This is a genomic window from Streptomyces sp. NPDC002324 (genome assembly GCF_053593335.1).
The window spans coordinates 117647-131688 of the sequence record NZ_JBSFCF010000021.1; the positions used below are offsets into that span (position 1 = coordinate 117647).

At 71.3% G+C, this 14042-nt stretch carries 12 protein-coding genes and 1 riboswitch; of the genes, 9 read left to right on the forward strand and 3 right to left on the reverse strand.

Annotation, left to right across the window (positions count from 1 at the left end; all coding sequences use genetic code 11):
* The first annotated feature begins 85 nt into the window (after positions 1-85).
* Together ACWCRJ_RS25910 and ACWCRJ_RS25915 are read left to right on the forward strand one after the other, a co-directional pair.
* The gene (locus ACWCRJ_RS25910; RefSeq protein WP_450941531.1) at positions 86-718 is read left to right on the forward strand and encodes a helix-turn-helix domain-containing protein; all 633 of its coding nucleotides are present in this window, start codon (positions 86-88) and stop codon (positions 716-718) included.
* Positions 715-837, forward strand: coding sequence for a DUF6126 family protein (locus tag ACWCRJ_RS25915; RefSeq protein WP_059080090.1), 123 nt, complete (start codon positions 715-717; stop codon positions 835-837). Before ACWCRJ_RS25910 ends, ACWCRJ_RS25915 begins: the two co-directional genes overlap by 4 nt.
* Positions 838-906: 69 nt before the next feature.
* Here the strand turns inward: ACWCRJ_RS25915 and ACWCRJ_RS25920 are convergent, their stop codons facing one another.
* Entirely contained in the window at positions 907-1704 is a 798-nt protein-coding gene (locus tag ACWCRJ_RS25920; protein ID WP_450941532.1) for a tyrosine-protein phosphatase, read from the reverse strand.
* Between the two features lie 221 nt (positions 1705-1925).
* Between ACWCRJ_RS25920 and ACWCRJ_RS25925 the strand changes: the two genes are divergently transcribed.
* From ACWCRJ_RS25925 to ACWCRJ_RS25940, 4 genes are all read left to right on the forward strand, one after another.
* Positions 1926-4001 carry an alpha-galactosidase gene (locus tag ACWCRJ_RS25925; RefSeq protein ID WP_450941533.1) on the forward strand — a complete coding sequence of 692 codons (2076 nt, stop codon included), beginning with the start codon at positions 1926-1928 and terminating at the stop codon, positions 3999-4001.
* A gap of 302 nt (positions 4002-4303) precedes the next feature.
* A riboswitch (cyclic di-AMP (ydaO/yuaA leader) is annotated at positions 4304-4463 on the forward strand.
* Positions 4464-4467: 4 nt separating this feature from the next.
* On the forward strand, positions 4468-5469 hold the full coding sequence (locus ACWCRJ_RS25930; RefSeq protein ID WP_450941534.1) for a peptidoglycan DD-metalloendopeptidase family protein: 1002 nt from the start codon (positions 4468-4470) through the stop codon (positions 5467-5469).
* 212 nt (positions 5470-5681) lie between these two features.
* Positions 5682-6398: a DUF6250 domain-containing protein gene (locus ACWCRJ_RS25935; RefSeq protein ID WP_450941535.1), complete on the forward strand. Its 717-nt coding sequence runs from the start codon at positions 5682-5684 to the stop codon at positions 6396-6398.
* 181 nt (positions 6399-6579) lie between these two features.
* Positions 6580-7365 carry an SGNH/GDSL hydrolase family protein gene (locus ACWCRJ_RS25940; RefSeq protein ID WP_450941536.1) on the forward strand — a complete coding sequence of 262 codons (786 nt, stop codon included), beginning with the start codon at positions 6580-6582 and terminating at the stop codon, positions 7363-7365.
* Positions 7366-7577: 212 nt separating this feature from the next.
* Here the strand turns inward: ACWCRJ_RS25940 and ACWCRJ_RS25945 are convergent, their stop codons facing one another.
* Together ACWCRJ_RS25945 and ACWCRJ_RS25950 are read right to left on the reverse strand one after the other, a co-directional pair.
* Positions 7578-8198, reverse strand: coding sequence for a TetR/AcrR family transcriptional regulator (locus ACWCRJ_RS25945; RefSeq protein ID WP_179859969.1), 621 nt, complete (start codon positions 8196-8198; stop codon positions 7578-7580).
* A 44-nt stretch (positions 8199-8242) separates the two neighbouring features.
* On the reverse strand, positions 8243-9424 hold the full coding sequence (locus tag ACWCRJ_RS25950; RefSeq protein WP_450941537.1) for a Glu/Leu/Phe/Val dehydrogenase dimerization domain-containing protein: 1182 nt from the start codon (positions 9422-9424) through the stop codon (positions 8243-8245).
* A 180-nt stretch (positions 9425-9604) separates the two neighbouring features.
* On the opposite strand from ACWCRJ_RS25950, the gene ACWCRJ_RS25955 reads away from it, so the two are divergent.
* From ACWCRJ_RS25955 to ACWCRJ_RS25965, 3 genes are all read left to right on the forward strand, one after another.
* Positions 9605-10783 (forward strand): MBL fold metallo-hydrolase, encoded by a 1179-nt coding sequence (locus tag ACWCRJ_RS25955; protein WP_450941538.1) that lies wholly within the window; start codon positions 9605-9607, stop codon positions 10781-10783.
* A gap of 389 nt (positions 10784-11172) precedes the next feature.
* On the forward strand, positions 11173-13512 hold the full coding sequence (locus ACWCRJ_RS25960; RefSeq protein WP_450941539.1) for an ATP-binding protein: 2340 nt from the start codon (positions 11173-11175) through the stop codon (positions 13510-13512).
* A gap of 98 nt (positions 13513-13610) precedes the next feature.
* Positions 13611-14042, forward strand: a complete 432-nt coding sequence (locus tag ACWCRJ_RS25965; RefSeq protein WP_450941540.1) for a roadblock/LC7 domain-containing protein — start codon at positions 13611-13613, stop codon at positions 14040-14042.

Genomic DNA, 14042 nt, shown 5'->3' on the forward strand with positions numbered 1-14042 from the left:
GTGCGGGGCGGGAGGGCCCGTGCGGTGCTTTTGCCTCTGAGGCAAGGAATTTGCCGCAGAGGCAAAACTTCGGCTGAATGGAGGCATGAGCCCCTCCGAGGGTACGCACCCTCCCGAGCCCCCGCCGGACGAGGCACTGCCCGTCGTCGCCCCGCAGCTGCGGGCCCTGCGCCGCCGGGCCTCCCTCACCCTGGAGGCCGCGGCCCGCGCCGCCGGACTCTCGCCCGCGCATCTCTCCCGGCTGGAGACCGGACAGCGCCAGCCCTCACTGCCGATGCTGCTCTCCCTGGCCCGCGTCTACGGTACGACGGTCTCGGAGCTGCTCGGCGAGACCGTCGCCGAGCGGGACGCCGTGCTGCGCGCCCCCGACACGGAGCCCACCCGGGCGGGCGGCTGGACGTACTGGCAGGCGGGCGCGTCCGGGCGGGGGATGCAGGCCCTGCGCGTCCATGTGCCGCACGGCTCGCAGGGCGACATCGTGCGGGTGCATCCCGGCGAGGAGTGGCTCTACGTGCTGTCGGGGCGGCTGCGACTGCGCCTCGGGGACACCGCGCATCTGCTCGCGCCCGGTGACAGCGCGCACTTCGACTCCCTGACCCCGCATCGCATCGCTGCCGCCGACCACGACGGCGCCGACCTCCTGTTCGTCCACACCCTGCTGCAGAGCCCGACGGCCGCGCTGTGCCTCGGGCCGATCACTCCCGGAGAGACCCCGTGACCGACCTGGAAGAGAAGTTCCCCCGCGCCCTGTGGGTGAGGCTCATCATCTACATCGCGGTCGGCCATGTCTTCGCGGCCTTCATCTACCTGCTGTTCGAACTCGGTGCCCGGCAGTAGCCACCGGGCGACCGGTGGGGCCGGGTGTTCCGTGCGGCCGGCCGCTCCCGGCCACGATCCGGGTCCGCCCTAGTCGAGCAGGCGCTCGCGCAGCCGCTCCCGGGTCTGGGGGGTGAGCTTCAGGCCCTGCTCCAGATACGTGTCGACGTCGCCCCAGGTCTCCTCCAGGGTGTCGAAGGCTGCCTGGAGATACTCGGCGCGGGCGTCGAAGAGAGGGCTCAGCAGCTCCATGATCTCCGGGGACCAGGCGCTCGCGGAGCTGCTGCTGCGGTGCACCTTGTAGCGGCGGTGCTTGGCGTTCGACTCCAGATAGTCGGTGACGACGGCCTCGCGCTCGACGCCGAGGGCGAGAAGCGCGACGGCGATGGCGAGCCCCGCGCGGTCCTTGCCGGCCGCGCAGTGCATCAGCGCGGGCACACTGTCCTCGGCCAGGGCGTGCAGCACACGGGAGTGCTCGGCCGTGCGGTGCTTGATCATCGTCCGGTAGGAGGCGATCATCCGGCCGGCCGCCCTGCCGTCGCCCAGCAGTGCGCGCAGCTGGTCCAGGTCGCCGTCCCGGACCATCTTCCAGAACTCGGCGCCGTCCGCCGGGTCGCTCAGCGGCAGGTTCACATTGACAACGCCGGGCAGCTCGACGTCCGGGCCCTCCAGCTTCTGGTCGGCCGCGTTGCGGAAGTCGAAGACCGTGTGCAGGTTCAGCGAGGCCAGGAACGCGGTGTCCTCGTCGGTGGCGTGCGCGAGGTGCCCGCTGCGGAACAGGACCCCGTGACGCACTCGGCGGCCGTCCACCGTCGGCAGACCTCCCACATCGCGGAAATTGCGCACTCCGGTCAGCTCGGGCTCGGTCGACGGGATCTGCTGCGTCACTGGGGCTCCCTCCCATCCGTCCGTCGGCGGCATCACCGACGGGCACCCTCGACACTGAGGCGCGCCCTCGACGATACGACATGGGTGCGTACGCCAATGAGTTGTCCACAGGCGGTCGTGGCGCGCCCGTCCGAGGTTGTCCACAGGCCCCGTCGAGTGCGCGGAGCGACCTGCGATGATGTTGCCGCCTGATCGCACCTGTTCGAATCTGTGGGGGCTTGATGTTGGAAATCGGCACAGACGGCCGGACCTGGATTCTTTCCGGGCCCAGGAGCAGCTATGCCCTGCGGCTCACGGAGAACGACGAGCTGCTGCACCTGCACTGGGGTCCCCGGATCGCGCTCGCCGACGCCGAGGCGCTGGCCGCGCGACAGCAGCTGCCGTACTGGCCGTTCGAGGCCCCGGTCGACGGACACGAGGAGTACCCCGTCGAGGGCGGACCTCGCTTCACCCGTCCCGCCCTGTCCGTGCGCACGGACGAGCGGCGCGGCACCGAGTGGACCTTCCGGGAGTACGAGACGGACGGTGACGAGCTGCGATTGCGGTTCGCCGACGGCGCGCTCGGGATCACGCTGCACTACCGACTGCGCGACGACGTCATCGAGCGCTGGGTGACCCTGGTCAACGACGGGCCGGCGGTGGAGCTGCTGCGGGCCGACTCGGCGACGTGGACGCTGCCGCCGCGCGCGGACGAGCCCTGGCGGCTGTCCCAGCTGCACGGACGATGGGCGGCCGAGTCGCGGCTCGTGCGCGGCGACCTCACCTACGGCGAGAAGGTCATCGGCAGCCGGCGCGGCCACACCGGGCACCAGCACCTGCCCTGGGTCGCCCTGGACACCGACGCCACCGAGGAGCGCGGCGAGGTCTACGGCTGCGCCCTGGGCTGGTCGGGATCCTGGCGGATCGCGGTCGCACAACTGCCGGACGCCCGCGTGCAGATCACCGGCGGCGCCGGATACGACGAGTCCGGTCTGCTGCGGCTGGAGACGGGGGAGACGTTCACCACGCCCGTCTTCGCCGGCCTGTGGAGCGACGGCGGCCACGGCGGGGCGAGCCGCGCCTGGCACGCGTACCAGCGGACGTACGTCATCCCGGACGCGGACCAGGACCGGCCGGTGCTCTTCAACTCCTGGGAGGCCACCGAGTTCGACATCTCCGAGGAGCAGCAGGGGACGCTCGCGCGGCGCGCGGCGGCCATCGGGGTCGAACTGTTCGTCGTGGACGACGGCTGGTTCGGGGCGCGTACGAGCGACCGGGCCGGCCTCGGCGACTGGACGCCCAACCCGGACCGCTTCCCGAAGGGGCTCAAGCCCCTCGCCGAATACGTGCACGCCCTCGGAATGCGGTTCGGTATCTGGGTCGAGCCCGAGATGGTCAACCCGGACAGCGAGCTGTACCGGGCGCATCCCGAATGGGCACAGTTCCAACCGGGACGAAAGCGGACGGAGCTGCGTAATCAGCTCGTCCTCAATCTCGCGCGCGAGGACGTCCAGGAATACCTGTGGGAGAAGCTGGACGCGTTGCTGTCCAGTGCGCCGATCGACTATGTGAAGTGGGACTTCAACCGCTGCTTCACGGATGCCGGCTGGCCCGGCGAGCCGTATCCGCAGAAACTGTGGATCGAGCATGTGCACGCCTTCTACGCCCTGCTGGACCGGCTGCGGGCCGCGCACCCGGGGGTGGCGTTCGAGTCGTGCTCCGGCGGCGGCGGTCGTATCGACCTCGGGGTGATGGCCCGGACGGACCAGGTGTGGACGTCGGACAACACCGACCCGCTAGACCGGCTCGCCATCCAGCACGGCTTCAGCCAGATCCACCCGGCCCGGACCATGGCGGCATGGGTCACCGACAGCCCGAACAACCAGCTCAACGGCCGGGTCAGCACCCTGCGGTTCCGTTTCGTCAGCGCCATGGCGGGCGTGCTCGGCGTCGGTGGCGACCTCACCGAGTGGACGGAGGAGGAGCTGGCCGAGGCGGGGAGCTGGGTCGAGCTGTACAAGCGGATCCGGCCGGTCGTGCAGCGCGGTGATCTCTACCGGCTGCGCCCGCCGACGGGTGGCCTGAGCGCCGTGCAGTACGTCCTCGACGACGAGGTCGTGGTCCTGGCCTGGCTCCAGGCCCAGCACTACGGTGAGCAGCCCGCTCCGCTCCGGCTGCGCGGACTGGACCCGACAGAAGTGTATGAGTGCCGCGAAACGGGCGAAGTGCACCGAGGGGCCGTTCTGTTGCACCACGGGTTGCCGACGGGGTTGCGTGGCGACTTCGATGCGACGGTTATCCACCTGCGTCGCACTTGAGCGATCTGTCCGAAATAGAGCTTTAAATCCAACAAGCCCTGGAATAAAGCCTACTGGCCCGTAGGGGAGTGAGCAGCGTCATATTCGTGACGTTCCGCTGTCGCCATGTGCACGTAATTCGCGCATGTTTCCAGGGCGGTTGGGAAATGTTCAAGACCGGTCTTCGACGGAGCGTGATGGTGGATTGATGTAAGGATCAGGTAGAAAGACGCACAGGAAGTCCCAATGGTTGTCTCTGTGGGCACAAGTCGCTTACGTTCGGCGTCAATCCGGACGGACGCCCAATCCTGCCGCCGACCGGAGCCGCACACCGACCCGATCCACGGCAGGAGCGGGGGACCCACAGGAATCACCGCCTGTTCCGGTCTCCGGAAGAGGCTAGGGGTACAGCCGTGCGCGAGCACGGCCGGACATCTCCAGTCCGCACCCGACAGCTCACCTCGCAGGCGCCGGAGAGGAATTCGTCATGCCCGCGAAGGGTAAGCACCGCCGTCCCAAGTCCCAGCGTTTCACCCGCTCGATCGCCGCCGCCGGGACCGGCGGTGCTGCGCTCGCGCTGCCGCTGATCGGAGCCGCCGGCGCCCAGGCCGCCACCCCGACGGCCGCCGTGTCCGGGGCTTCCGAGAAGACGGCCACGATCGCCACCCAGCAGGCCGCGGCCGAGGCGGGCGCGCGGATCGAGCAGGCGGAGAAGGCCGCGCAGGCGGAGCGGACCGCCACCAAGAAGACGGCCAAGACCTACTCGGTGAAGGTCGGCGACTACCTCGCGAAGATCGCGGACGAGCAGGACGTCGACGGGGGCTGGAAGCGCCTCTACTCGGACAACCGCGAGGCGATCGGCTCCGACCCGTCGCTGATCCACCCGGGTCTGAAGCTGTCGATAGGCGGGCAGGCCGCGTCGGGCGGTACGCCGCAGTCGTCGAAGCCGCAGCTGTCGCAGTCCTCGAAGCCTGCCGAGTCGTCGACGACGCCGAAGCCCTCCGCACCCGCCAAGCAGGAGTCCAAGGACACCCAGGCGTCGGCCTCCACGTCGAACGGCCAGTCCTCGTCGGCCAACAGCTCCGGCTTCAGCCTGCCCATCCAGGGCGCCACCGTCGGCACGGCGTACAAGACCGCCGGCAGCATGTGGTCCAGCGGCTACCACACGGGCGTCGACTTCGTGGCCCCGACCGGGACCGCCCTCAAGGCCGTGGGCGCGGGCACCGTCGTCTCCGCCGGCTGGGGCGGCGCGTACGGCAACCAGGTCGTCATCCGGCTGGCCGACGGCTACTACGCCCAGTACGCCCACCTCTCCTCGATCTCCGTCTCCGCGGGGCAGTCCGTGAGCGGCGGTCAGCAGATCGGCCTCTCGGGCGCGACCGGCAACGTCACCGGGCCGCACCTGCACTTCGAGATCCGCACCACGCCGTCCTACGGCTCGGACCTCGACCCGCTGGCCTACCTTCGCTCGAAGGGCGTCAGCGTCTGAGGTTCCGTCCCTCAACCACACCGAAGGCCGGCCCCGCTTCTTGGGGGCCGGCCTTCGGTGTTGCGGTCGTGTGGCATGGCCGACCGAAGCCTCGACAGGGGGCGAACGGAAGTACACAGTGATCTCCGTAAGCGCTTTCTATGCGGGGGGATCCGGGTTCCGCGTCGCGTCGCGTCGTCGTTCCCCTTTCCTTCCATCGGGACAGGAGTGTCATGACCACCCGTAGAGCTTTCGGAGCCCTCGCCGCCGGTGCCGCCCTCGCGGCGCTCGCTCCGGCGGGGACGGCGGCCGCGCACCCGCGTCCGAGGCGGGGCCGGCTGATCGCCGCCGACGACTTCCGGCACGGGCTCGGGCAGTGGGCCGTGGAGTTGGAGAGGGGCGGGGTGGTCGCCGCATCGCGGGGTGTGCTGGAGGTCGATGTGCCGGCCGGGGCCACGGTCTGGTTCAAGCGGAAACTGCAAGGGCCGTACGTCGTCGAGTACACGGCCACGCCGGTCTCGGCGGGCGGGGCCAACGACAGGGTCTCCGACCTCAACAACTTCTGGAACGCCGTCGATGTGCGCTCACCCGGTGATCTCTTCGCCACCCCGCGTTCGGGCGCGCTCGCCGAGTACGACCACCTGAAGACGTACTACGTCGGGTACGGCGCCAACACGAACACGACGACACGCCTGCGCCGGTACGTCGGTGAGGCGGGCGTGCGGCCACTGATCTACGACTACACCGAGCCGCTGCTCGTCGCGAACGCGCCGCATCAGGTGCGGATCGTCTCCGACGGGTCGAAGGTCCGGTGGTGGAACAACGGCCGGCTCGTGTTCGACTACGTCGATCCCGCGCCGTACACGAGTGGGCACTTCGCCTTCCGCACCACCTGGAGCCATTTCCGGATCGAGGACTTCCGGGTGTGGAGGTTGCGCGGTCGCCGCTGAGGGGGGAGAGGGGGTGGGGATGGTGGAGTGCGGCCATCCCGACCTGGAGTATTCCGGGTTGTCCAACACTTGACCCGTGGTCTATCTCACCGTCCGTCAAGTCCTTATTACGGTCGCGTAGGTCACATGCCACGGTGAATCATGGGCCGATGTGGCAGACGATTCGAATGACAGCAGAACGATGATCGGGTCGTACGTGGCGCTGGGGGACAGCTTCACCGAGGGCGTCGGCGATCCGGGGCCCGACGGGCGGTTCGTCGGCTGGGCCGACCGGTTCGCGGTGCTCCTCGCGGACCGGGTGCCCGAGGGCGACTTCGACTACACCAACCTCGCCGTGCGGGGAAAACTCCTCGACCAGATCGTGGCGGACCAGATTCCGAGGGCTCTGGAGCTCGCGCCGGATCTCATCTCCTTCTGCGCGGGCGGCAACGACATCATCCGGCCGGGCACCGATCCCGACGAGGTCGCCGAGCGGTTCGAGCGCGCGGTGTCCAGGCTCACCTCGGCCGTCGGCACCGTCATGGTGACCACCGGCTTCGACACCCGTGACGTACCGGTGCTCCGGCATCTGCGCGGCAAGATCGCCACGTACAACCTGCATGTGCGGGCCATCGCCGACCGGTACGGGTGTCCCGTGCTGGACCTGTGGTCCCTGAAGACGGTGCAGGACCGGCGGGCCTGGGATCTCGACCGGCTGCACCTGTCGCCGGAGGGACACACGCGGGTCGCCCTGCGGGCCGGTCAGGTGCTGGGCGTCGACGTCCCGGCCGACCCCGACCAGCCGTGGCCCCCGCTGCCGCCGCGCGGCACGCTGGAGATGCGGCGGGACAACATCCAGTGGGCGCGGGAGTATCTGGTGCCGTGGATCGGGCGGCGGCTGCGGGGGGAGTCCTCCGGGGACCACGTGTCGGCGAAGGGGCACCTGTCGCCGGACGACATCAGGGTGCGGATCGGGGTGGTGGCCTGACCGGGTCGCCTCCGGCGGTCGGCCGCATTTGATGCGGGACCAGGGCTTCGGGGGGTGGCGGGGGCCTGGGTGTCGCGGGGGTGCGGGTCGGTGGGCCTGATTGCGCCCGTCGTGGTTGCTCGCGCAGTTCCCCGCGCCCCTGAGGGGGCGGGCCTGGCGGTGCTGTGTTGCCGTTCGGCGGTGGGTGCGACGGCTGCCCGGGGGCGGTGTCGTCAGCGGGTCGCCGCTGTCAGGGTTTCCCGGGTCAGACCCAGTTCGTGGGCCAGGGCCTCGTCGGCCCATTCCTGGGCTCGGGTGCGGGAGAGTGTCCCGCCGTAGGCCGTCAGCTGGACGGCCAGGCCGTCCAGGAGGGCGGTCAGGCGCAGGGCCGTCGCCGCAGGGTCCGGGCAGCTGAACTCGTCGGCCGCCACGCCCGCTTCGATGACCTCGGCCAGGGCGGCCTTCCACTGTCGGTCCAGGTCGCGGGTGACCTCGCGCAGGGCCGGTTCGCGCAGGGCGGCCGCCCAGCCCTCGATCCACAGGCGCCAGCCCTTGGCCTGGCCGGTGGGGGCGTACCAGCGGACGGCCGCGCGGAGCCGGCGCAGTGCCGTGGTGCGGCGGCCCAGCAGCTTGCGGAGGTGGGCGAGGTCGCCCTCGGCGGCGTGCCGGAAGGCCTCGGCCACCAGTCGTTCCTTGGTCGAGAAGTGGTAGAGCACCAAGGCGTTGCTCACCCCGAGGACGGCGGCCACGTCGGCGATCCGTACCGCCGCGACGCCCCGCTCCTCGATCTGCTCGATGGCGGCCCGGAGCAGCTCCGCACGCCGCTCGGCCACACTCAACCGCACCCTGCCCACGCGGCAACCCTACCCAGGCCCGCGGGCTGCCGCCGAGGGGTCGCTCAGCGGTGCCGGCCGAATCGCTCCGTGATGACCGGGACCCGGTCGGCGGCGATGGCGTGGGCGGCGGCGCGTGGGGTGGTGCCGTCGGACTCGGCCCGGGTCAGCATCAGGTCGACGAGGGCGCGCATGGAGCGGCGGGTGTGGGTGAACGCCTCGTCGGCGGTGGGGCCGATGTCACCGAAGAGGGTCCACCACCACCAGGCGTTCGTCCCGGAGTTGACCACGACGTCGGGCAGGACGGTGACTCCCCGGCCCGCGAGCAGTTCCTCGGCCTCCGGCAGGACGGGCATGTTGGCCGCCTCGACGATCAGGCGGGCGGTGACACGGTGCTCGTTGGTGGTGTCGATCGCGTAGGAGACGGCCGCGGGGACCAGTACGTCGGCCTCCGCGGCGAGCCAGGCCTCGCCCGGTGCCTCGTGGTCGGTCGGGCGGAGTGCGGCGCGGTCGACCGTGCCGTGCGTGTCGCGGGCGGCGAGCAGCGCCTCGACGTCCAGGCCCGCCGGATTCGTGATGGTGCCCTTGATGTCGGCCACGGCGACGATCGTGAGCCCGGCGCGGGCGAGGAAGCGCGCGGTGGCGCCGCCCATGGTGCCGAGACCCTGGACGGCGACCCGTGTCCCGGCGTACGGCGCGGCGGCCCGGTCCAGGGCCGTGAGCACGGACTCGGCGACGCCGCAGCCGCCGACCAGCTCGTCGAGGCCGATGCCGTCGACCTGGACCGCGAAGGCGTCCGCGAGGCGCCGCCGGGCCGCGTCCTCGTCGTCGAGGAGGGGGTACACCGCCTGGATCGTCGACACCAGGCCCGCCTCCGCCGCCGCGCGGTCCATCAGGTCCTGGGTGAGACCGAGATCCTCACCCGTGGTCCAGAAGTGCTCGATGTACGGGCGCATCGCCCGCAGGTAGCGCACGAGGACGCCGTACGACTCCGGGTCCCGGGGATCGAAGTCGATGCCGCCCTTGGCGCCGCCGAGCGGGACGTAGCGGCTCTCGGGGGCGTAGTGCAGCGCCTCCTTCATGGTCATGCCGCGGGCGAGGCCGGCGACCTCGTCGAGCGTGCAGCCCGGCCGCATTCGCAGACCGCCGCTGGAGACCCCGCGTACCAGACGGTCCACGACGAGGAAGCCCCGCCGGCCCGTGACGTGGTCGGTCCAGGTCAGGGACACGAAGGGGGGCGTGGTCATGCGGCTCCTCGGGAGGGCCTCGGGAGGCGGCGAACGGGGGGCGACGAACGAGGGCGGCGGGAACAAAGAGAGCAACTGAATAGTTGGTCAGTATTGCATCGCACGGGGTCGGGTCGGGCCCGGCGCTGTCACAGGGGCGGCCCATAATGGGATGCCTGAGCGAATTCACCAGGAGGTGCCGTGTCCGGTTCCGGATCCCGTTCTCTCAGCTCGGGGCTGCGCGCAGCGCGGCCCGCGGCTTTCGGCGCGGACCCGAGCGGTGCCCGAATGGAGCGGATCCGCAGATCCCCGCACTTCGCGAACGGGGTCTTCGTGAATCCCGAGGGCGCCCAGGTCCGTCCGTCCGGCGGTGCCGCGGCGGAGATGGCGAAAAGCTGGTTCCGCAAGGACGAGCGGGTGCGGCGGGCCCCGGCGGGGCTGATCCCCGTCCACTCCACGACCCTCGCCGACCTGGCCAAGCCCCCGGCGAGCGGGCTGCGGATCACTTGGATGGGCCATTCCAGTGTGCTCGCCGAGATCGACGGGCACCGGGTGCTCTTCGACCCCGTCTGGGGTGAGCGCTGCTCCCCGTTCGCCTTCGCCGGGCCCAGACGGCTGCACCCCGTGCCGGTGCCGCTGGCCGCGCTCGGCCCGGTCGACGTCGTCGTCATCTCGCACGACCACTACGACCACCTGGACATGCCCTCGATCAAGGAACTGGCCGGTACGGACACGGTGTTCGCCGTCCCGCTCGGCGTCGGTGCCCATCTGGAGCACTGGGGCGTCTCCGCCGACCGGATCCGCGAGCTGGACTGGCAGGAGGCGACCAAGGTCGGCGGTCTCACCCTGACCGCCACCCCCGCCCGTCACTTCTGCGGCCGGGGTCTGCGCAACACCCAGCACACGCTGTGGGCCTCCTGGGTCGTCGCCGGTGACGAGCACCGGATCTACCACAGCGGCGACACCGGATACTTCGGCGGCTTCAGGGACATCGGCGCCGAGCACGGTCCGTTCGACATCACCATGATCCAGGTCGGCGCCTATTCGGAGTTCTGGCCGGACATCCACATGACTCCCGAAGAGGGGCTGCAGACCCATCTCGACCTCCAGGGCGGTCAGCCCGGCGGCGTGATGATGCCGATCCACTGGGCGACGTTCAACCTGGCGATGCACGCCTGGGCCGAGCCGGGCGAGCGCATGATGTGGGCCACGCACGACGCGGGGGTCACCATGGCCGCGCCGCACCCCGGGCAGCCGTTCGAGCCGCGGAGCACGCCGCCGGTGAACCCGTGGTGGCGTGCCGTGTCCCAGCAGCCGGTCGGCGGCTGGGCCGCCTGGCCGCCCGTGGGGGAGCGGCTGGACCTGGTGGCGGAAAGCTGAGAAACCGATCGGGAATTCTCCCGACAGGGTGATTTTTCGATGGACGTCGAGGGCCGGGGAGCAATGCGCTCCCCGGCCCTCGACGTCTTTCAGTGACCTGTTCTGAACAGCTCTGATCAGAATTCGGATGCAAAAGGAAAGTGAGAGGAACAAGCGTCCGAAGAATAATCGGACTGTCGCACGAGGCCTCATACCAGAGCGGGACGCATTGCGAAGCTATTTGTCAACTGCGCACCGCACATGACGCGTTGGCGACTACTGTGAGTTGCCGTCGGACGACGCTGGGCCGAATTCTTCGACTCTCCCGACCGACACGCGATGGCGCATGCCCAAGTCGCCCAGACGCGGCAATCCCCCCACGCTCCAGACGGACCAGTACGAGGACGCTGATGTCTCACCTTCGCGCACCGGCCGCCCGCGCAGACCGCCGTGAGGGCGGACGGCACGGGCGATCGGCCACCCGCGCCGTCGCCTCGCTGCCCGAGATCCACATACGGCCACAGCTGATGCGCCTCGCGGTCCTGCCCCCCACCGCGGTCGCCCTCAGCGCCTGTGCCGCCGTCCTCTTCACCTTCCGCGCCGGCGGCGCCCGCCCCAGCCTCACCCTGTGGGCGGTCCTCGCCGGAGCCGCCGCGGTGGCGCTCGCCGGCATCGCGATCGGCGCCGTGGCCGCCGGGCGCACCGCCGGATCCGTCCGCGAACGCCTCGGTGCCCTGCGACAGGTCAGCACCAGGAGCGAGGACGATCTGCGCGCCCTCGTCGACGCGCTCCGGCGCGGCGACCAGCCGCCCGCGCGCGGGCCGCACGCCAAGCCCGCCGCGGGCGCCGACGACTTCGAACTGCTCACCGCCGACCTGGCCCGGGCCCACGACAGCGCCGTCACCGCCGTCGTCCAGGCCTCCCAGCTCTCCAGCCACGCGGGCAACGAACAGAAGCTCGAAGTCTTCGTGAACCTGGCACGCCGGCTGCAGTCCCTGGTCCAGCGAGAGATCTCCATCCTGGACGACCTGGAGAACGAGATCGAGGACCCGGACCTCCTCAAGGGCCTCTTCCACGTCGACCACCTGGCCACCCGCATCCGCCGCCACGCCGAGAACCTCGCCGTCCTCGGCGGCGCCGTCTCCCGCCGTCAGTGGAGCAACCCCGTCTCCATGACCGAGGTGCTGCGCTCGGCCATCGCCGAGGTCGAGCAGTACTCCCGGGTCAAGCTGGTGCCCCCGGTCGACGGCACCCTGCGCGGACACGCGGTGGCCGACGTCATCCACCTCCTCGCCGAACTCGTCGAGAACGCCACGGTGTTCTCCGCCCCCCACACCCAGGTCCTGCTCCGCGCCAACCTCGTCACCTCCGGACTGGCCGTCGAGGTCGAGGACCGCGGTCTCGGCATGCCCGTCACCGAGCAGAACAAGATGAACGCCCTGCTCGCCGACCCCGACCAGGTCAACGTCGCCAGTCTCCTCCAGGACGGCCGCATCGGCCTCTTCGTGGTCTCCCAGCTGGCCCGCCGCCACGGCATCCAGGTCCGCCTGCAGAGCAACATCTACGGCGGGGTCCAGGCCGCCTTCGTCGTCCCCCAGGGCCTCCTCGGCAGCGAGCCCGGCGACCTGCCGCTGACCCAGCCCCGGACCGGGACCCAGACCGGGACCCAGACCGGGATCCGGACCCAGCCCCACGCCGGACAGAGCACCGGCGTACGCCACCCCGACAAGCCCCGCCACACACAGGCCGCCCCACCCCAGCGGGCGTCCGGATCCGGTCCCGCCGACTGTCCGGCGGCCGACCGGTCCGGCCGCCCCGCCACCGACCGCCCCGCACCCGCGCAGCCCGGCCGTCCGGCCCCCGCGCGCCCCGAGCCCGGCCACCGCTCCACCCCGAGCCCGGCGCGTGCCTCCGTGCCCCGGCAACAGGGCCCGGGACGAGCCGGGGACCAGCAGGGGCCCGGCAGAGGCAGCGGCGGCCCGGTCCCGCTGCCCGTGCGACGCGGCGCCCGGGAGGAGCGGCCCAACCCGGCCGAGGCCGTGCCCGGCGTTCGCCCCGACGACCGGCGGACCGTCACCGAGAACGCCGGGACACCCCCCACTCCCCGGGTCGGCGGCGCCGTACGCGGCACGATGGGCAAGCCCCAACTGCCCCGCCGCCGCGCCCAGGAGCACATCGTGCCGCAGCTCCGCGGCGGCCCCGCGCCCACGCCCTCGCGGGACCCCGACCACTACATCGGCCACGACCCCGGGCTGATGGCCGCCTTCCAGCGCGGCATCGGGCTCGCCGAGGCCCGTCAGATGGAGAGCTCCGACTGGGACACGTCCACGCTGGACACGTCCACGCTGGACACCTCCACGCTGGACACCTCCACGCTGGACACCTCCACGCTGGACACGTCCACGCCGGCCCCGACCGCCATGGACCTCACGCCCCCCGCCCCCGACGCCGCCTCCCGCATCGACACGGGACAGCTGGGCTCCGGACACCTGAACACCGGGCACCCGCACTCCACACACCTGAACATCGACCTGCCCACGGGCCGCCCGGCCCCGTCGGCCCACGGGGGCACGCGCCGCGCGGACGCACGGCCCGCCGAGCCCGTCCACAGGGAAGCCCCCCACAAGGACGCCGCCCAGCCCCTGGGCGGACACCCCAGGGGCACCGCCCCCATAGCCGTACCGCCGTCGGCCCTCGACGCGGCACACGACCGCACGTCCCGGCAGGACGGGAGCGCACCGGCCGGATGACCACCCCCCTCCCCACCCCCACCCCCCTCCCCACCCCCACCACGGTCTCCACCCCCTCCGCTCCCGCAGACCAACGCACCCCAAGGAGTCGATCCACCATGGCGAGCGATGCGCCGACCGGCCATGTATCCGATCTCGACTGGCTGATGAGCGGCCTCGTCCAGCGCGTGCCGCACACCAGGAGCGCGGTCCTGCTCTCCTGCGACGGGCTCGTGAAGTCGGTCCACGGCCTCGATCCGGACAGCGCCGACCACATGGCGGCCCTGGCCTCCGGCCTGTACTCCCTCGGACGCAGCGCGGGCGTCCGCTTCGGCGACGGCGGTGACGTCCGCCAGGTCGTCGTCGAACTCGACTCGACCCTGCTGTTCGTCTCCACCGCGGGCTCCGGCACCTGTCTCGCCGTGCTCGCCGGACGCGAGGCCGACGCCGCCGTCCTCGGCTACGAGATGGCGATGCTCGTCAAGAGCGTCCGCCCGTACCTGGTCACCCAGCCCCGCCAAACCGTCCGACCCTCCGCGATGAGGCCTTGA